Origin of the sequence: Bradyrhizobium sp. S3.2.6, assembly GCF_040546885.1 — a bacterium.
GTDB lineage: Bacteria > Pseudomonadota > Alphaproteobacteria > Rhizobiales > Xanthobacteraceae > Bradyrhizobium > Bradyrhizobium cytisi.
Map to the genome: position 1 here is coordinate 24,915 of NZ_JBEPOS010000028.1, position 17,055 is coordinate 41,969.

The 17,055-nt window shown below is 64.3% G+C and carries 18 protein-coding genes and 2 pseudogenes; 5 read left to right on the forward strand and 15 right to left on the reverse strand.

From position 1 onward, the window contains the following. Positions 1-3: 3 nt before the first annotated feature. The 6 genes from ABID58_RS32660 to ABID58_RS32685 form a co-directional block, all read right to left on the reverse strand. On the reverse strand, positions 4-210 hold the full coding sequence (locus tag ABID58_RS32660; protein WP_354036985.1) for a CbtB domain-containing protein: 207 nt from the start codon (positions 208-210) through the stop codon (positions 4-6). 2 nt (positions 211-212) lie between these two features. After that, complete coding sequence (locus ABID58_RS32665) at positions 213-503, reverse strand: hypothetical protein (protein WP_148753753.1); 291 nt, start codon at positions 501-503, stop codon at positions 213-215. A 218-nt stretch (positions 504-721) separates the two neighbouring features. Further along, complete coding sequence (locus tag ABID58_RS32670) at positions 722-979, reverse strand: hypothetical protein (protein ID WP_148753752.1); 258 nt, start codon at positions 977-979, stop codon at positions 722-724. A 136-nt stretch (positions 980-1,115) separates the two neighbouring features. Next, complete coding sequence (locus ABID58_RS32675; protein WP_148753751.1) at positions 1,116-1,328, reverse strand: hypothetical protein; 213 nt, start codon at positions 1,326-1,328, stop codon at positions 1,116-1,118. A 208-nt stretch (positions 1,329-1,536) separates the two neighbouring features. Next, positions 1,537-1,713, reverse strand: a complete 177-nt coding sequence (locus ABID58_RS32680) for a hypothetical protein (protein WP_187435144.1) — start codon at positions 1,711-1,713, stop codon at positions 1,537-1,539. A gap of 105 nt (positions 1,714-1,818) precedes the next feature. Then, positions 1,819-3,555: an adenylate/guanylate cyclase domain-containing protein gene (locus tag ABID58_RS32685; protein WP_354036986.1), complete on the reverse strand. Its 1,737-nt coding sequence runs from the start codon at positions 3,553-3,555 to the stop codon at positions 1,819-1,821. Positions 3,556-3,876: 321 nt separating this feature from the next. Here ABID58_RS32685 and ABID58_RS32690 point away from each other — a divergent pair, with 321 nt between their 5' ends. Continuing rightward, positions 3,877-6,054 carry a lytic transglycosylase domain-containing protein gene (locus ABID58_RS32690; RefSeq protein WP_354036988.1) on the forward strand — a complete coding sequence of 726 codons (2,178 nt, stop codon included), beginning with the start codon at positions 3,877-3,879 and terminating at the stop codon, positions 6,052-6,054. Between the two features lie 84 nt (positions 6,055-6,138). Here ABID58_RS32690 and ABID58_RS32695 read toward each other — a convergent pair whose 3' ends face one another. Both ABID58_RS32695 and ABID58_RS32700 read right to left on the reverse strand, forming a co-directional pair. Further along, a complete protein-coding gene (locus ABID58_RS32695; protein ID WP_354036990.1) occupies positions 6,139-6,351 on the reverse strand; it encodes a hypothetical protein in 213 nt (70 codons plus the stop codon). A gap of 322 nt (positions 6,352-6,673) precedes the next feature. Then, a complete protein-coding gene (locus tag ABID58_RS32700; RefSeq protein ID WP_354036991.1) occupies positions 6,674-7,072 on the reverse strand; it encodes a hypothetical protein in 399 nt (132 codons plus the stop codon). Positions 7,073-7,792: 720 nt separating this feature from the next. Here ABID58_RS32700 and ABID58_RS37435 point away from each other — a divergent pair. The 4 genes and pseudogenes from ABID58_RS37435 to ABID58_RS32715 all read left to right on the forward strand — a co-directional run. Continuing rightward, positions 7,793-8,134 (forward strand): annotated as a pseudogene (locus ABID58_RS37435) (PAS domain S-box protein); the annotation flags it as partial. A 66-nt stretch (positions 8,135-8,200) separates the two neighbouring features. Further along, a pseudogene (locus ABID58_RS37440) lies at positions 8,201-8,377 on the forward strand (ATP-binding protein); the annotation flags it as partial. 77 nt (positions 8,378-8,454) lie between these two features. Then, entirely contained in the window at positions 8,455-9,045 is a 591-nt protein-coding gene (locus ABID58_RS32710) for a response regulator transcription factor (RefSeq protein ID WP_430640189.1), read from the forward strand. 86 nt (positions 9,046-9,131) lie between these two features. Further along, the gene (locus ABID58_RS32715; protein WP_187435143.1) at positions 9,132-9,518 is read left to right on the forward strand and encodes a response regulator transcription factor; all 387 of its coding nucleotides are present in this window, start codon (positions 9,132-9,134) and stop codon (positions 9,516-9,518) included. A gap of 32 nt (positions 9,519-9,550) precedes the next feature. Here ABID58_RS32715 and ABID58_RS32720 read toward each other — a convergent pair whose 3' ends face one another. The 7 genes from ABID58_RS32720 to ABID58_RS32750 form a co-directional block, all read right to left on the reverse strand. Beyond that, positions 9,551-10,522: a tripartite tricarboxylate transporter substrate binding protein BugD gene (locus ABID58_RS32720; RefSeq protein ID WP_354036994.1), complete on the reverse strand. Its 972-nt coding sequence runs from the start codon at positions 10,520-10,522 to the stop codon at positions 9,551-9,553. Between the two features lie 87 nt (positions 10,523-10,609). Then, positions 10,610-11,851 carry a threonine synthase gene (locus tag ABID58_RS32725; RefSeq protein ID WP_354036995.1) on the reverse strand — a complete coding sequence of 414 codons (1,242 nt, stop codon included), beginning with the start codon at positions 11,849-11,851 and terminating at the stop codon, positions 10,610-10,612. Positions 11,852-11,926: 75 nt separating this feature from the next. Further along, on the reverse strand, positions 11,927-13,348 hold the full coding sequence (lpdA, locus tag ABID58_RS32730; RefSeq protein ID WP_354036997.1) for a dihydrolipoyl dehydrogenase: 1,422 nt from the start codon (positions 13,346-13,348) through the stop codon (positions 11,927-11,929). A gap of 131 nt (positions 13,349-13,479) precedes the next feature. Next, positions 13,480-14,823, reverse strand: coding sequence for a pyruvate dehydrogenase complex dihydrolipoamide acetyltransferase (locus tag ABID58_RS32735; protein ID WP_354036998.1), 1,344 nt, complete (start codon positions 14,821-14,823; stop codon positions 13,480-13,482). A 62-nt stretch (positions 14,824-14,885) separates the two neighbouring features. Next, the gene (locus tag ABID58_RS32740) at positions 14,886-15,338 is read right to left on the reverse strand and encodes a nucleoside deaminase (protein WP_148753740.1); all 453 of its coding nucleotides are present in this window, start codon (positions 15,336-15,338) and stop codon (positions 14,886-14,888) included. Positions 15,339-15,340: 2 nt separating this feature from the next. Further along, positions 15,341-15,643: a DUF5076 domain-containing protein gene (locus ABID58_RS32745; RefSeq protein ID WP_015685879.1), complete on the reverse strand. Its 303-nt coding sequence runs from the start codon at positions 15,641-15,643 to the stop codon at positions 15,341-15,343. A gap of 3 nt (positions 15,644-15,646) precedes the next feature. Beyond that, positions 15,647-17,035, reverse strand: a complete 1,389-nt coding sequence (locus ABID58_RS32750) for a pyruvate dehydrogenase complex E1 component subunit beta (protein WP_148753739.1) — start codon at positions 17,033-17,035, stop codon at positions 15,647-15,649. Positions 17,036-17,055: the final 20 nt, after the last annotated feature.

The window sequence follows — 17,055 nt, forward strand, 5'->3', positions numbered from 1 at the left end:
CGGTTAGTGGCAGGGGAACGCGTTCGAGTGCCGCACGTCGTGGGCGGCGTTGTGGACGACGTCGATGTGGGAGAAGCCGACCATGCCGATGACGAACACGCCGAGCACCATGGCCATCAGAGCCTGCGACCGCCGTCCCACCTGCCCGGCGGCGACCGGAAGCGTGACCTGGGTCGTGACCTGGGCGTCTGCGAGCTGGGACTGGCTCATGGCTATTCTCCGTTGGCGATTTGCGCGTCTTCTAGCAGCTTCCGGGCAATGTCGCGACTGGTAAGATGCAGGCTCGTCCCCGGCAAAATGCCCTTGCGGGCGATCTTGGCACCGGCTGCGGCCCGAAAGGCGGCCTCAAACTGCCGGAAATAGCCGAAGCAGGCGTCCGGCGTCGGCTCGCTGCCCAGCAAGGTCCGGAAGGCGCCCCGGTGCACGGCGCAGATCGCGCCATGTCCGGCGACGGGAAACACCAGCGACGCGATGTCGTCGCGCCAATGGACCTCGTTGCTCAAACTGTCGCGCGCCCCGTGAGCACCATAGGTGAACTCCCGGCGCTACCCTACCACAGCTATCGACGAATTCCGCCAGCTCGCAGTCAGGCCGGCTCATGCTCCGTGCGCGTCCTGATCATGGCCCGCTCGCTCGCCGGCATCGACGAGCTGGCCGATGCCGGTGCGCGGCCCATCAGCGGGCAGCGGATGATGTTCTCGGCGACCGACCTGCCGAAACCCTAGGTTCGCCCGCGCAGGCGTTGGGCCCGGGCCCAGGCCGCGGTCACCTCGTGCGGGGGAATGTCGACGCGCTTGATCGGTAACAGCTGCCCGGACGCAGAGACGATCGCGGTCTCCTCACGGCGGCAGCGCGGACAGACGAACCTAACCTCATGCGGCTGCGCCGACCAGCTCGCGCGTTTGACGTTGGCCGCCATCGGCCAAGCCTCGCAATGCGAGCAAGACACGAGAAACCGGCCGGGATCGAGCGTACCCATCCATAGGACTCCGTGTCCTGCCCGCTTACTCCAATGACTATCCTGCGTGATCGTTCCGGTGTCCCGGCACCGCCGAGCGAGCTCATAGCCACATAGGCCAGCGTGTCGTGCGCGACCTCGCCGGCATGCCTTGCTTTCAGTGCGCGCCGCGGAGCGTGCAGGAGGTGGTGCACGTGACCGTATTGCCGTGGTCACACGACTTGCAGGCGGCAACGCACTGGTTCATGTCGCGGGGATTGTAGGAGCTGTAGTTCCGCAGCGCGCAGAGCGGTGTCGAGCCCGTGACGTCCTGCTCCTGGTTGCAGGCTGCCGTCAGAAGCGCAAACAAGATGACCGCAAGCAGACGCATGGGATGTCAACCATCGAACGAGCTACGGACAATTTCGCATGGCGACCTTGCCCCAGGCATTCCCATCGCCGGGAGACGCAATGCGCGACTCCCCGCTTCCCATCAAGGATGCGTCTCAATTGTTAAGAACGGCTTGCGATCACGCGCGATCCTGCAAACGCAGGGATGCCGCGTCGTGCCTCGTTCCAATTGGAACCCTTAAGCCGTTTCAGGCCGCCGCCTTGGTCGCGATCGCCTGGCGCATGTCCACCGCAAGCTGGCGGTACTGCTCCCCGAGCTTCAGGTAAAACTCGCGCTTCTTGCTGTCGGTGGCGAGCTTGGCAATCAGCTCGCATTCGGCGGTGAGCGTCTCGAACCGCTCCAGCCTGTCCTCAAGTTCTGTCATCGGCGTATCCCCATTAAACGCCTCAAGGACAACTAACCTAAGCCCAGACATTAGGTCATTGCGAACATTGTTATAGGGTAGAATCAATTATTCGCGGGCGGACGGCTATTTGCTCTCCAACCGCCAAGCGCCGTTCCAATCGGCTGCCGGCGGGTTGGCCTCGAACTGTGCAATGCGGGCGAGCATGGCGCGCGACGGGCCGTCGCCGGGAGCGCTCTCCAGCGCCGCGTTGAACGCGCCGCGTGCCTCGTCGAAACGACACGCGCGATAGGCGGCAAGGCCTTCCGCATAGTGCGCGCGCAAGCTCTCCTGCGGCGGATTGGGCGCGCCTGCCCTGCCCATCACCTCGAACACGGGCTGCGGCACGCTTTGGCCGACCACCGCGAGACGGTCGATCTCGCGCAATTCGAGGCGCGCGCCGATCGCCTCGGCGGTCGCCTGCGAGATCAGGATGCGGGTGCCGTAGACCTTGTTGGCGGCCTCTAGCCGCGAGGCGAGGTTCACCGCGTCGCCCATCACCGTAAAGCTCATCATCAGCTCGGAGCCGATGCTACCGGTCAGGACCTCGCCAGTGGCGATGCCGATGCGCAAATCGCACGGCACCGGCATGGCGCGGATGCCGAGCAGGTCCGGCAATTGCTTCTGCAATGCGGGCACTTCGTCGGCCATATCGATGGCGGTAAGCCCGGCGAGCAGCGCCTGCTCGTCCTCCTCGACGAAGGGCGGGCCCCAATAGGACATGATGGCGTCGCCGATATATTTGTCGATCACGCCACGGTTGTTCCGGATCGGAGCGGACATCACCGTGAAATAGTGGTTCATCACCTTGACCAGGCCGCGCGGGGTCATGCCCTCGCTCATCGAGGTGAAGCCGCTCATGTCAGAGAACATGATGGTCATCACCCGGCGCTGGCCGTCGATGGCAACCTCGGGCCGGTCGATCAGGCCCTGCACCACCTTGGGATCGATATAGCGGCCGAACGTCTCGCGGATGCGCTCGTTGTGGCGCAACTGCTCGATCATGCGGTTGAATGCGGCCGCGAGCTCGCCGATCTCGTCCTGGGTCGAGACCGTGATGGCCTTGTCGAAGCGGCCCGCCTCGACCTCGCGAGTGCCGGCGAGCAGCAGCCGCACCGGGCGGGTGATGCCGCTACTGACCAGCAGCGCAAAGGCAAATCCGACCACCGCCGCAAGGACGGTGACGATGCCGGAAATGATGATCGCCTGCCGCTGGTGGCGGATCACCTGCGACGTAGAGACGAAAACCTGCTTCAGCATGTCGGCCCGGATCGCGTCGATCTTCTGGTTGAACTGGTCGCGCAGCGCGTCGATATGCTCCAGCGTATTGCGGGCTTCTATCATCTGCTGGGCGTCGATCTGCTTGAGCAGCTTTGCGTGGTCCTCGTTCTGATCGCGGCGCAGCTCGATGACGGCGGTCTCGATCCGGGTCTCGATCCGGGCCAGCGCGGCATTGTCGGAAGGCGTCCTGGTATCGTCGATGATCGCGTTGATGTGCTTGCGCGCGCTCTCGGCCTCCTGCTCGATCTTGCGGTCAGCGTCCTCGAACTCGCGCAAGCGCGCCGCATAGGCCTCCTCGTCCGTTGGCGACTGCATCTTCATCATGACCATGCGCCGCAGCGCTACCGCCCGCTCCAGCGAACGGATATTGGCGCGCGCGAGATCTCCGTAGGCCGGTATGTAGCGGTTGGTCAGCTCGTCAAGGAGGATGCCGACCTGGCTGGACATCACGATCGACAGGATCGAGGTGACCAGCATCAGGACGATCAATCCGAGGGCGATGCCGACGATCTTGCGCCGGATCGACTGGTTGAAAAGCGGCATGAGGCGCGGGCAAAGGGGTGAAAGAAGGCTCGGGAACCCAATACACCGAATTTGGGCCCGGGAACACGCGCAATCTGGCCGTTCACGCGCCAAGAGCTGCCGCAACCGTCGCGCAAACCCTATTCGTTAACGAAGGTTAAGAGCTCTCCGTTTATCCTCCGTTGCGCAAGTTCCCGCGTTCCATCCGTATTTTGCCGCATTGTTGCGGCAGCGTGAGGAATGCGAAACGATGCCGTGTCATCGTTCTTGATGGGGTTTTGATTCTCGGCCGCATGTCGTCGCGGACTTTGGTTTGTGCTGGTTTCGCAGGGGGACCACGGAATGAACCAGTGCCTACGCTCGCTCGCGTGTGTGTTTGCCATGGCCGCTGTAGCCCTCCTTCCGACGGAGCTGGCAGCGAAGACCAAGTCATCAGCGCCGAAGAAGACGCATGAGGCCAAAACCGGTAAGCACCGTCATGCTGCATCCGGCAAGCACGGCAAACATGCCGAGGCCAGGCGCAAGTCGAAAAAGCAGGACGACGAGCCCGCGGACAAGCCCGCCCCGCCGCCGCTGACCGGCGACCTCGCCGCGCTCAAGGACGCGATCGACCTTGCACGCAAGGGCAAGACCGATGATGCGACCGCGGCGCGCGACCGCATCGCCGATCCCGCCGGACAAAAGCTCGCCGACTGGTTCATGCTGCGCCATTCCGAGAGCACGGCGGATTTCAAGCGCTACGCCGCCTTCCTCGCCGCCAATCCGGATTGGCCGAGCGCCGCGCTGCTGCGCCGGCGCGCCGAGGCGCGGCTGTGGCAGGAGAAGACCGATGCGGCCACCGTGCACGCCTTCACGATGGACCGGCCCACCAGTGCCAAGGGCGGTTTCGCGCTCGCCCGCGTGCTGGTCGCCGAAGGCGACAGCGACAGGGCCGCGCGTCTGGTGCGTGAGGCCTGGCGCTCGGAGGAACTGTCCGAGCGCAGCGAGGAGGATTCCTACGCAGCGTTCCGCGACCTCCTGACCGCCGAGGATCATCGCGCCCGCATGGACAAGCGCCTTGGCGCCAAGGACTACGCCGGCGCAAGGCGTGCGGCCAAGCGGCTTGGCGAGGACGCGCTCGCGATCGTCAAGGCCTGCGCGGCGGTCAACGGCAAGGAGAACAAGGCCAAGGACTACCTCGAAGACGTCTCGGCCGATGCTCGCCGCGACCTCGGCTATGTCCTCTGCCGCGCGCAATGGCATCTCCAGAAGGACCGCATCGACGATGCGGCCGAGGTGATCCTCGCTGCGGCGCCCGACACCATGGCGGTGCAGGATACCGATGCCTGGTGGCGCGAACGCCGCCTCCTGGCGCGAAAACTGCTCGACCAGGGCAAGTCCGGGACGGCCTATGATGTGGTGCGCGCCGCCGCGGTGCCGGCGATGGAGGTCTATCGCGTCGACTATCACTTCATGTGCGGCTGGATCGCGCTGCGCTATCTCGACGATCCCAAGACCGCGATGATGCACTTTGCGGCGATCGACGAGGGCTCGCCCAATCCGCTCGCGCTATCGCGCGCCCATTACTGGCGCGGGCGCGCCGCCGAAGCCATGGGGGCCACAGCCGACGCGCGCATGAGCTACAGGGCCGCCGCGCGCTATCCAACCGCCTATTACGGCCAGCTCGCCCGTGCACGCCTCGGCCTCGAGGGAATCGAGCTGCGGGCGCCCTCGCCCGTGCTGGCCTCCGTCGGCACGCCGGCCACGGACGAGCGCGTGCGCGCCGCCGACATGCTGTACGGCATCGGAGAGCGCGACACGGTGTATTACTACGCCGAGGATTTCGCCAAGGAGAGCACCGACGTCGCGGCGCTCGAAGCGCTCGGCGAGCTCGCCGGCCGGCGCAACGATGCGCGCGTCATGCTCGAGGTCGGCAAGTCGGCGCTGGCGCGCGGGCTGGCGCTGGACCATTACGCCTTCCCGACGATCGGCATTCCTGAACATAAGCAGGTCGCGCCCGCGATCGAGACCAGCGTGATCTATTCAGTGGCGCGCACCGAGAGCTCGTTCAACCAGCGCGACAAGTCGGCCGCCAATGCCGTCGGGCTCATGCAGGTAACGCCCGAAGCCGGCCGCGATACGGCAAAGCGCTTCGGCGTGACCTATGACTGGGACAGGATGGTCTCCGATCCCGTCTACAACACGCAGATGGGTGCCGCCGAGCTCAGCGCGTTGCTGTCGGAATATCGCGGCAACCAGATCATGACCTTCGCCGGCTACAATGCCGGCCGCGGCCGGGTGCGCGAATGGGTGCAGGCCCACGGCGACCCCAGAGATCCCAAGATCGATCCGGTCGACTGGGTCGAGCGCATCCCGCTGTCGGAGACGCGCAACTACGTGCAGCGGGTGATGGAGAACGTGCTGGTTTACCGGGCCCGCTTCGAGGGCAGCGGTATGGTGGCCGGCAAGGACGTCCAGCGTGTCACGTCACAAGACGTGGGTGCGGCACCGACGGCATCGGCCGCAGCCCCCTCGCCCTAGGCCCGCACCGCCGGGGCTGGAGCGCGGCGCGAAGCTGGACGGGGTGACTGCGGCCGACGGCTCTGCGCGGCCGGCATCGTGGGGTCAGCCGTCACCTCCTTCCGTGGTCAGAAGGTCGTGCGCGCGCAGATAGGCTTCGGTCAGCGAGCGCGAGAGTGCGCCCATCTGCATCATCAAGCTCCAGGCCGAAATGGCCGTGAGCGCCGTGATCGCCTCGAGCGAACTGCGGTAGGGCCAGAATATCTCCATGGTTGCCTGCTGCCGGTAGCAGTCATAGTCGCAGTACCGCTCTTGCATTGAGGCATGCCGGAGGTAACTCGCGCCCAGCGGCCGGGCGCAGGCGCTACAGGTAGCGCCGAGGCGAGGTGTTTCCTGATTGACGAGCATGAATCTCAACGTCGTGCCCTCTCTTGCCGCCTCGACCGGTTCTCTCCTCAGGACGCCGCTCGCACACGCTCCCCGATCGGCGCCAACGCTTCGTGATGAAGCGCGTAGCATTCGTGGTCGCAGTAGGGCAGCAGCGTTCGGACGTCTCGCAAATAGCTGCCGCTGATCTCCTCGCAGCACCACAGACAGAACGTCTTGCGGAAAGGGGTCCTGCCGTTCACCAATATGAACCTCACGTGGCACCTCCCAGCGCGAAGCAATAGACCGTATCGACCAGGGAAGCGGACGGCGGCGGCGCGCAAAGATGGTTGCGGCCGTCGGGATTGTCCCTGTTTCGCTCGATTTTCTGGACCGGGATCAGGATGTATTTCCCGTCCTCCCGGCGCCGCGCGTAGATCTTGCCGTCGACATAGCGGATCTCGGTCGGGTAGCAATCCGCGCTGTTGCAGCAGCTCAGCACCGGATTGTCGGGCATGTGCCAGCTCGAATAAAACTTCTCGTGCAGAAGCTCGTCCTGAGGCGGATGGTGACGATGTGCAGCATCCGGTCCAACCTCGTCGGCCTTCACGCCCGTCATCAGGGGAAGCGGCAGCGCGATCGCCAGGAGGAGCTTGCCGACACGGTTCAACACGTAGCCTCCTGGTTCGGAAGTTTCCTGGTGACGGTCCCTGCGGCTGGTCCCTACGCCGCCTGGAACCGGAACAGCCAGCGGCGGTCGCGCTCACGGCGCGCCCTGAAGCGATCGAGACATTTCCGGGAGCAGAGCGGCGCTCGCCAGGAATAATACCGGATCAGGCCGAACTTCCCGCTGCAGACGGCGCAGCTTTTTGCGGCAGAAGGGCGCTCGGAGTGTTCGGGCTTATCGCACATGATCCTCTCCTCTTCGCCTCTGATGGGTGCCTCTGATGGTCCAGGCTCCCACGGGCGCTGATGCACGGTCATCACGTTCGTCAACGAAATGCGGCTTCTCAATCATGACCGGCCAGATCATCGGCAAGTCAGGCGCCGGCGAAGGCGAAGCAGGCCTCTTGGGTGCACGACACCGAGCTACTCGACGGTTCGTGCTTCGCGATCGACTCCACTGGATTGACGGTGAGACTAGTCCCCATGCGGCGGGCCGCTCAATTGTACGGAAGTAAATGCAGCGTATGACTAGGGTTGCGCGACCTATACATAGGTTTGTCCGGTAGTTTTCCGGAGTTTCGCCCGCGCGCAACGAGACGGCGCAAGCCTGGCAAGCTGCACGGAGGCCGCGAATTTCCGGTGCGGAAATCCTGCTTTGATCGGAATTGCCCCTGTTGGAGCAAAGTGCTCTACTCGCCCTGCCCCCAAGCGGGCCGGGACGCCTGCGATGATGCCTGGCCAGATCGCAAAATTAGGGAACTCGGCCGCGCAATTCCTGCTCGGCGGCCTTGCGGCGCTTCGATCTCTCGGCAATGCAGCGAAAGACGAGCCCGCGGCTGGAGAAGGCCGGCGGCAGGATAACGCCGACCTACGCGACGCCGTAAAGCAATGGCGACAGGTGTTCGAGCACAATCCGGTCATGTACTTCATGGTCGATCCCGCCGGAACGGTGCTGAACGTGAATCCATTTGGCGCCGCGCAACTGGGCTACACCGCGGCCGAGCTGACCGGCCAATCCGTGCTGAACGTCTTCTTTGAAGAGGACCGCGATTTCGTCCGTCGCTGTGTCGGGCACGGCGAAGGCCGCATGCTCGTGACCGTGACAGATCGCGGAGTTGGCCTTGGCAACGGCGCGACGGAGCGCATCTTCACACCTTTCTTCACGACAAAGCCGAGCGGCCTGGGGATGGGACTGTCGATCTGCCGATCGATCATCGAGGCTCACGCGGGCCGGCTCTCGGCCTTCCCCAATGACGGGAGCGGTGCAACATTCCAGATTGCCCTGCCCTTGCCGACCGAGGACACGTCGTGACCGACCTTCCCAAGGCCGCGACGGCGCGGACAAGCGTCGACGATGCGATCGTCTTGATCGTCGATGACGATCCATCGATGCGCCGTGCGCTCACGAACCTCTTTCAATCCGTCGGCCTCAGGGTCGAGGCTTTCGGCTCCGCGGCGGAGATCATGGAAGCCAAGCCACCGGCGGTCCCCAGCTGCCTTGTGCTCGACATCCGCCTGCCGGGCTCGAGCGGATTTGACCTGCAGTCGGACCTCGCGAAGGCGAACATTCACACGCCCATTATCTTCATCACCGGTCATGGCGATATTCCGATGACCGTCAGGGCCATGAAGAGCGGCGCCATCGATTTTCTGACCAAGCCGGTGCGCGACCAGGACATGCTGGATGCGGTTCAGGCCGCGATCGAACGGGATCGCAGGCGGCGCAATATCGAGGAGTCGGTTGCGGGAGTGCGGTCCCGCTTCGAGGGTTTGAGCGCGCGCCAGCGCGACATCCTCATCCTGGTGGCGTCCGGTCTGATGAACAAGCAAGTCGCTGCCGAGCTTGGATTGGCAGAGATTACCGTCAAGATCTATCGCGGACAGATCATGCGGAAAATGGGCGCCAAGTCGTTGGCCGACCTCGTCAGAATGGTGGAGGCGCTCGGAATCTCACGCCCGGGGGGAAAGGTGCAAACCTAAGTATGCTTTTCAAGCTCGCTCCAAGAGCCCACCTTCCGCCAGGTGCGGCACCGTGATCGGCGGCTCCCCGATCAGGAGCGATCATCTTGTCAATCCCCTCGGCTATTTCCGTCATTGACGATGATCGATCAGTCCGCCTTGCGACGAACAATCTGCTGACGTCGCGGGGATACACGGTCAACATCTTTCGCTCCGCTGACGAATTTCTTCAATCGGCCGAACTGAAGACAACGTCCTGCGTGATCGCGGATGTGCAGATGGCGGTCATGGGCGGCGTTGAGCTCTTGATGCACATGCGCAGCCTCGGTCATCACACGCCGTTCATCTTCATGACGGCCTTTCCCGACGATGCCGTGCGCGACCGCGCGCTGAAGGCGGGCGCTATCTGCTTTCTCGCGAAGCCCTTCTCCACGCCGGCTCTGCTTGAATGTCTGCGTATGGCCCTGTCCGGCTCCGATAAAACCGAGACGTGATACGCCGGCGCCGAGCCCCGGCGATAAGGCGCTCAATCCACCGTGATGTTGGCGGCCTTGATGATCGGCCACCATTTTGCGATCTCGGCCTTCTGGCGCGCGCCGAGGGCTTCGGGCGTGAGCTGATCCTGCGGCGTCATCTCCAGGCCCTGGCCCTCGAGCTGCTTCTTCACGGCAGGATCGTTCAGCGCTTCTACGGCCGCCGCATTGAGCTTGGTGACGATCTCCTTCGGCGTGCCCTTCGGCACCCACAGGCCCGACCACAGCGTCATGTTGAAGCCCTTCAGGCCCGCTTCATCCGCGGTCGGGATGTCGGGCGCCGAAGCCAGGCGCTTGTCGTCGGTGATGGCGTAGGCGCGGATGGTGCCGGCCCGCACCTGGTTGATGGAGTTGGAGGTCTGGTCGACGATGACATCGATCTGGCCGGCGATCAGATCGTTCAGTGCGGGCGCGGTGCCGCGATACGGCACGTACTGCAGCTTGATGCCGGAGATGCTCTCGAAATAGACGCCGGCGATGTGGCTGCCGGAGCCGGCGCCAGCCGTGCCGGCCGTCGGCGGCGACGGCCGCGATTTCAGCCAAGCCAGCAGCTCCTTCAGCGAGGTTGCGGGCACCGCGTTCTTGCTGACCACGATCATCGGGTTGCTCGGCAGCAGCACCACCGGCTCGAGATCGGAGACGAGATCGTAATTGAGCTTGTAGACGGCGCCGTTGGCGACGTGGGTGCCGAGATGGCCGAAGGAGATGGTGTAGCCGTCCGGCGGCGAATGCACGGCGCGCCCCACCCCGATCGAGCCGCCGGCGCCGGTGACGTTCTCGATCACCAAGGGCTGGCCGAGCGAGGTGCGCATGCGCTCGGCGAGCACGCGCGCCATCGCATCCGACGGGCCGCCAGCTGCGAAGGGCACGATGATGGTGATGGGATGCGACGGATAATCGTCGGCGCGCAGGGCGCCCGTGAACGCGACAATGCCGATCAGCGCAGCCCAGACGGCCTTGTTCATTGTGTTCTCCCCAACGATGTAGTTTTTGCTTTTATCTCTTCCCGCGTACGGGAAGAGAGGTCGTTCGTGAAGAGATGAAATGACGCGCTAGAACTGTGTGTAGTCGATCGGCTTGTGGCGATCGAGCGTGCGGGTGACCGGCGGCAGCGGGTATTTCAGGCCGGTCGCGCAGTTGAACAGCATCACGCGGTCGGTCTTGCTGACGCGGCCGTCGGCAAGGCTGTCCTTGTAGGCGGCATAGGTCGCGGCGCCCTCGGGGCAAAGCAACAGCCCCTCCTCGCGCGCCACTTCGTTCAGCGCCGCCGAGATCTTGTCGTCGTCGACCGCGATGGCAAAACCCTTGCTCTGCCGCACCGCGCGCAAAATCAGGAAGTCGCCGATCGCCTGCGGCACGCGGATGCCGGATGCGATGGTGTGGGCATCCTCCCAGCGGGTGGCGTGCTCGGTGCCGGCCTCATAGGCGCGCACCATCGGCGCACAGCCCGAAGCCTGCACCGCGACCATGCGCGGACGCTTCGAACCGATGAAGCCGATCTTCTCCAGCTCGTCGAAGGCCTTCCACATGCCGATCAGGCCGGTGCCGCCGCCGGTCGGATAGAAGATCACGTCGGGCACGTCCCAGCCGAGCTGCTCGGCAAGCTCCAGCCCCATCGTCTTCTTGCCTTCGATGCGGTACGGCTCCTTCAAGGTCGAGGTGTCGAACCAGCCCACTTTTGCTTTGCCCTCGCCAACGATCTTGCCGCAATCGTCGATATAGCCGTTGACGCGATAAACGGTCGCGCCCTGCAGCTCGATCTCACTGACATTCACCTCGGGCGTATCGGCCGGGCAGAAGATCGTGGTCTTGATGCCGCAGGAGGTTGCATAGGCCGCGAGCGCCGCACCGGCGTTGCCGTTGGTCGGCATCGCCATATGCTTGATGCCGAGCGCCTTGCCCATCGACACCGCCATCACGAGGCCGCGCGCCTTGAACGAGCCGGTCGGCAGCCGACCCTCGTCCTTCACGATGATCTCGCCGCCGCCGAGCTTCTGGCCGAGCTTGGGCAGCCGGATCAGCGGCGTGGTGACTTCGCCGAGCGAGACGATGTCCTTGCATTTGCGCACCGGCAGCAGCTCGCGATAGCGCCACATGTCGGCGGGACGCTGGGCCAGCGCGTCCTTGGTCAGCGCCTTCTTCACACCGGCGAGGTCGTAACGCACCAGCAGCGGCTTGCCGGCCTTGGAAAGGTTGTGGACCTGATCCGCGGCATAATGATCACCCTCCATCGCGCATTCCAGATGCGTGACGAAGGTCGGGCGCTCGATGGTCAGGTTGTCATTGTCGTGCATGGGGTGATTTCCTTCTCATTTTGCGAACGGCTCTCGCCGCTCGTCATTGCGAGCGGTGGGCGGCGATGGCGCCCGTCAAATATTCAGCACCCGCCCATAAGCATCCAGCACGGCTTCCTTCATCATTTCCGACAGGGTCGGATGCGGGAACACCGTGTGCATCAGCTCTTCTTCCGTCGTCTCCAGATTCATGGCGACGACGTAGCCCTGGATCAGCTCGGTCACTTCAGCACCGACCATGTGGGCGCCGAGCAGCTGGCCGGTCTTTTTGTCAAAGATCACCTTGACCAGGCCCTGGTCCTCGCCAAGCGCGATGGCCTTGCCGTTGCCGACGAACGGGAAGCGGCCGACGCGGATCTCACGGCCGTTTTCCTTGGCCTTGGCTTCGGTGAGACCGACGGAGGCAACCTGCGGCTGGCAATAGGTGCAACCCGGGATCAGGTTCTTGTCCATGGGATGCGGATGCAGGCCCTTGATCGCCTCGACGCAGATCACGCCTTCATGCTCGGCCTTGTGCGCGAGCATCGGGGGGCCGGCGACATCGCCGATGGCATAGATGCCGGGGACGTTGGTCTTGCCGTAGCCGTCGATCACGATGCAGCCGCGGTCGGTTTTGACGCCAAGCTTTTCGAGCCCGAGATTTTCGATATTGCCGACCACGCCGACAGCCGAGATCACGCGCTCGAACTCGGTCGTGGCCGGCTTGCCCTTGCCGTCATCAATCGTGGCGACGACGCTGTCGGCCTTCTTCTCGAGCTTGGTCACCTTGGTCGAGGACATGATCTTGATGCCCTGCTTCTCCAGGCGCTTGCGGGCGAGGCCTGCGATCTCGGCGTCCTCGACGGGAAGGATCTGAGGCAGCACCTCGACGACGGTGACGTCAGAACCCATGGTGTGGAAGAACGAGGCGAACTCGATGCCGATCGCGCCCGAGCCGACCACCAGCAGCGACTTCGGCATCCGCTCCGGCACCATCGCCTCGAAATAGGTCCAGATCAGCTTCTTGTCGGGCTCGAGCCCCGGCAGCACGCGCGGACGCGCGCCGGTCGCGACGATGATGTGCTTGGCCTGGTAGCTCCCCTCGCCGAGGGTCCCCTTCGGTGCCTCGACGTCGGACTTCTTCACGGTGACCTTGCCGGGGGCATCGATCGAGGCGGCGCCCCAGATCACGCTCACCTTGTTCTTCTTCATCAGGAAGCCGACGCCGTCGTTCAGCCGCTTGGAGACGCCGCGCGAACGCTGCACCACCGCCTTCGGATCGAACGACACCTTCTCAGCTGACAGGCCGTAATCCTTGGCATGCTGCATGTAGTGGTAGATCTCGGCGGAGCGTAGCAGCGCCTTGGTCGGGATGCAGCCCCAATTCAGACAGATGCCACCGAGATAGGCTTTCTCGACGATCGCGGTCTTGAGACCGAGCTGCGCGGCGCGGATCGCGGTGACATAGCCGCCGGGACCGGAGCCGATGATGATGACGTCGAAGGATGTGTCGGCCATTGCGGCTCCCATTCAACTTAAATTCGTAGGGTGGGCAAAGCGAAGCGTGCCCACCGCCGTCTAACGCTATGAAATAAGGTGGGCACGGCGCCTTGCGCCTTTGCCCACCCTACGTATCCACCGTTCTCGGCTCACACCATCATCATGACGGGATTTTCGATCAGCTGCTTGAAGGCGCCGATCAGCTCGGCGCCGAGCGCGCCGTCGATGGCGCGGTGATCGCAGGACAGCGTCACGCTCATCATGTTCGCGATCTCGATCTTGCCGCCGCGCACGACGGGCCGCTCCTCGCTGGTGCCGACCGCCAAAATGGTGGCGTGCGGCGGATTGATCACGGCGGTGAAGTGGCTGATGCCGAACATGCCGAGGTTGGAGACTGCGGTGGTGCCGCCCTGATATTCCTCGGGCTTCAGCTTGCGAGAACGCGCCCGTGCGGCAAAATCCTTCATCTCGTTGGAGATGGTGGAGAGCGTCTTGGTCTCGGCCTTGCGGATGATCGGCGTGATCAGGCCGCCGGGCATCGCCACCGCGACGCCGACGTCGGAATGATGATGCTTGACCATGCCGCTTTCGGTCCAGCTCACATTGCAGTTCGGAATCTTCTGGAGCGCGACCGCCATCGCCTTGATGACGAAGTCGTTGACCGAGATCTTGTAGAGCGGCTTCTTCTCCTTGTCCTTCGGAGCAGCCGCATTGATCTCCTCGCGCGCGGCGAGCAGCTTGCCGATGTCGCAGTCGATGGTCAGGTAGAAGTGCGGGACGTTCTGGATCGAGGCGGTCAGGCGTTGCGCGATGGTGCGGCGCATGCCGTCATGCGGGACGACCTCGTAGGAGCCGGGCTCGAATAGCGAGAGGATCTGCTTGTCCGACATGGTCGGGGCAATCGAGGGTGCACCGGACGGCGCCGCGGCGGGTGCCTTGAGACCCTTGCCGGACTTGGCCTGCTCGACGTCGCGCGCAACAACGCGGCCGTGCGGACCGGTGCCGATGACCATGCCGACATCGATGCCAACTTCCTTGGCGATGCGGCGCGCCAGCGGCGAGGAGAACACGCGGCCGCCATGGCCGTTGCTCTGCGCTGCCGGTGCAGCAGCCTGCGGCGCTGGAGCAGCGGCAGCAGGCGGCGGAGCCTTGGGGGCGGCAGGCGCAGGAGCGGCAGCAGGCGCAGCAGCAGCTTTCGGAGGCGCGGCCGAAGCGCTGGGCTTGGCGGCGCCTGCAGCCTTCACGTCCTCACCTTCGCCGGCAAGCACCGCGATCACGTCATTGACCGGGACGTCCTGCGTGCCCTCGGGCACGAGGATCCTGGCGATCGTGCCCTCGTCGATGGCCTCGACCTCCATGGTCGCCTTGTCGGTCTCGATCTCGGCGATGATATCGCCGGATTTGACCTTGTCGCCTTCCTTCTTCAGCCACTTGGCGAGGTTGCCCTTCTCCATCGTCGGCGAAAGAGCGGGCATCAGGATGTTGATGGGCATGCTGACCTCAAGAAGAATTTTGCAAAACGTCGTCTCCGACAGCGAAGACGAGCAGACCAGGTTTAGTTGCCGATGTCGCCCTGCCACAGGCGCTCATTGGCAGGGATGGAACGCCAATTCTTCATCATGGCGATGGAGCGGTCGTCGGCAAGGTCGAGCCAGGGGATTCCGAACTTGTCGAGAATATCCTTGGAGCCCTCGAAGGTGACGGATTCCCCGATCACCACCAGCTGAACCTTGAACAAGGCGAGCGCGCCGGCACACATCGAGCACGGCGACAACGTGGTGTACATGACGGTGTCATGGAACGAGATCGCACCGGCTTCGCGCAGGCAGCTCATCTCGCCATGAAGGATCGGATTGTTCTCCTGCACGCGGTTGTTGTGACCGCGGGCGATGATCTTGTTGTCGCGCGTCAGCACGGCGCCGATCGGCAGGCCGCCTTGCGCAATCGAGGCTTCCGCTTCGCGGATCGCCTCCAGCATGAGATCGTAATGGTGGGATTCGATCGCCACGGTCAGTGTCCCTTCCCGCGCGGGGTCGTGGTGCCGGTGTCGGTGGGACGCTCGATTTCCGCCTGGAACATCTCGAGGATCCGGTTCATCGCGTCCTCCTCGGTGTATTCGCTCTCGCGCGCATAGGCGCGCGCGGCGTGACGGGCGAGATCGACGAGCAGCAGGCCCCACATGTCGGGCTCTTCGAAGGCACGCTGGAACGCCATCGACAGCCCGCCATCCAGCACGAACACGCGCAGGATCTCGACCGCGTCGTCGCGGGCGAGGACGTCGGGCGGCAATGGCTGCTCCTTCGGGCCCGCCATGGCCTACCTGTAGCAGACAGCTTTGGCGGCCTCGACCACTTCAGCCGCCGAGGGCAGCGCAAGCTTCTCCAGGTTTGCCGCATAGGGCATCGGCACGTCCTTGCCGGTGACGCGGGCGACCGGCGCATCCAGATAGTCGAACGCGTTCTCCATGATGCGCGCAGCGATCTCGGCGCCGACGCCGCTCTGCGCCCAGCCCTCCTCCACCGTGACGGCGCGGCCCGTCTTCTTGACAGAGTTGATGATCGTCTCGGTGTCCATCGGGCGCAGCGTGCGCAAATCGATCACCTCGGCCTCGATGCCCTCCTTGGCGAGCTCGTCGGCGGCCTTGAGCGCATAGGACATGCCGTTCGACCAGGAGATGATCGTGACATGGCTGCCCGAGCGTACGATCCGCGCCTTGCCGATCGGGATCACGAAGTCGTCGAGCTTCGGCACCTCGCCGGTGTGGCCGTAGAGCATCTCGTTCTCGAGGAAGATCACCGGATTGGGATCGCGGATCGCGGCCTTGAGCAGACCCTTGTAGTCGGCGGCCGAGAACGGCGCGACCACCTTGAGACCCGGAATGTTCGAGTACCAGGACGCGTAATCCTGGCTGTGCTGGGCGGCGACGCGCGCAGCCGCGCCGTTCGGTCCGCGGAACACGATTGAGCAGCCCATCTGTCCGCCGGACATATAGAGCGTCTTGGCCGCAGAGTTGATGATCTGGTCGATCGCCTGCATGGCGAAGTTGAAGGTCATGAACTCGACGATCGGCTTCAGGCCGGTCATGGCCGCGCCGACCCCGACACCGGCAAAGCCATGCTCGGTGATCGGGGTGTCGATGACACGCCTGGCGCCGAATTCCTGGAGCAGGCCCTGGGTGACCTTGTAGGCGCCCTGATATTCGGCGACCTCTTCGCCCATCACGAAGACGTCGGCGTCGCGGCGCATCTCTTCGGCCATGGCGTCGCGCAGCGCTTCGCGGATGGTCTGCGTCACCATCTCGGTGCCGGCAGGCACTTCGGGATCTGGCTCGGCGACGGCCTGCGGCGCAGGCGCGGCCTTTGGCGCGGGCGCTTCGGCCTTGGCAGCGGCGGGAGGTGCGGATTCCGCAGCCTTCTCCTGCTTGGCCGGCGCGGGCGCCTTGGCCAGATCGGCGGCACTCTCGCCGTCGGCGAGGATGGTCGCGATCGGCGTGTTGACGGCGACGTCGGCGGTGCCCTCGGGGATCAGGATCTTGCCGAGCGTGCCCTCATCGGTCGCCTCGACCTCCATGGTGGCCTTGTCGGTCTCGATCTCGGCGATCACGTCGCCGGACTTGATCGTCTCGCCCTCTTTTTTCAGCCATTTGGCAAGGTTGCCCTTTTCCATCGTGGGCGACAACGCGGGCATCAGCACTTGAATTGGCATATCTTCTCCAAAAGAAAGCT

Coding starts and splice junctions, on each gene's coding strand:
- ABID58_RS32660 (WP_354036985.1), bottom strand. CDS start 210: ATGAGCCAGTCCCAGCTCGCAGACGCCCAGGTCACGACCCAGGTCACG.
- ABID58_RS32670 (WP_148753752.1), bottom strand. CDS start 979: ATGGGTACGCTCGATCCCGGCCGGTTTCTCGTGTCTTGCTCGCATTGC.
- ABID58_RS32675 (WP_148753751.1), bottom strand. CDS start 1,328: ATGCGTCTGCTTGCGGTCATCTTGTTTGCGCTTCTGACGGCAGCCTGC.
- ABID58_RS32680 (WP_187435144.1), bottom strand. CDS start 1,713: ATGACAGAACTTGAGGACAGGCTGGAGCGGTTCGAGACGCTCACCGCC.
- ABID58_RS32685 (WP_354036986.1), bottom strand. CDS start 3,555: ATGCCGCTTTTCAACCAGTCGATCCGGCGCAAGATCGTCGGCATCGCC.
- ABID58_RS32690 (WP_354036988.1), top strand. CDS start 3,877: ATGAACCAGTGCCTACGCTCGCTCGCGTGTGTGTTTGCCATGGCCGCT.
- ABID58_RS32695 (WP_354036990.1), bottom strand. CDS start 6,351: ATGCAAGAGCGGTACTGCGACTATGACTGCTACCGGCAGCAGGCAACC.
- ABID58_RS32710 (WP_430640189.1), top strand. CDS start 8,455: ATGCGCCGTGCGCTCACGAACCTCTTTCAATCCGTCGGCCTCAGGGTC.
- ABID58_RS32720 (WP_354036994.1), bottom strand. CDS start 10,522: ATGAACAAGGCCGTCTGGGCTGCGCTGATCGGCATTGTCGCGTTCACG.
- ABID58_RS32725 (WP_354036995.1), bottom strand. CDS start 11,851: ATGCACGACAATGACAACCTGACCATCGAGCGCCCGACCTTCGTCACG.
- lpdA (WP_354036997.1), bottom strand. CDS start 13,348: ATGGCCGACACATCCTTCGACGTCATCATCATCGGCTCCGGTCCCGGC.
- ABID58_RS32735 (WP_354036998.1), bottom strand. CDS start 14,823: ATGCCCATCAACATCCTGATGCCCGCTCTTTCGCCGACGATGGAGAAG.
- ABID58_RS32745 (WP_015685879.1), bottom strand. CDS start 15,643: ATGGCGGGCCCGAAGGAGCAGCCATTGCCGCCCGACGTCCTCGCCCGC.
- ABID58_RS32750 (WP_148753739.1), bottom strand. CDS start 17,035: ATGCCAATTCAAGTGCTGATGCCCGCGTTGTCGCCCACGATGGAAAAG.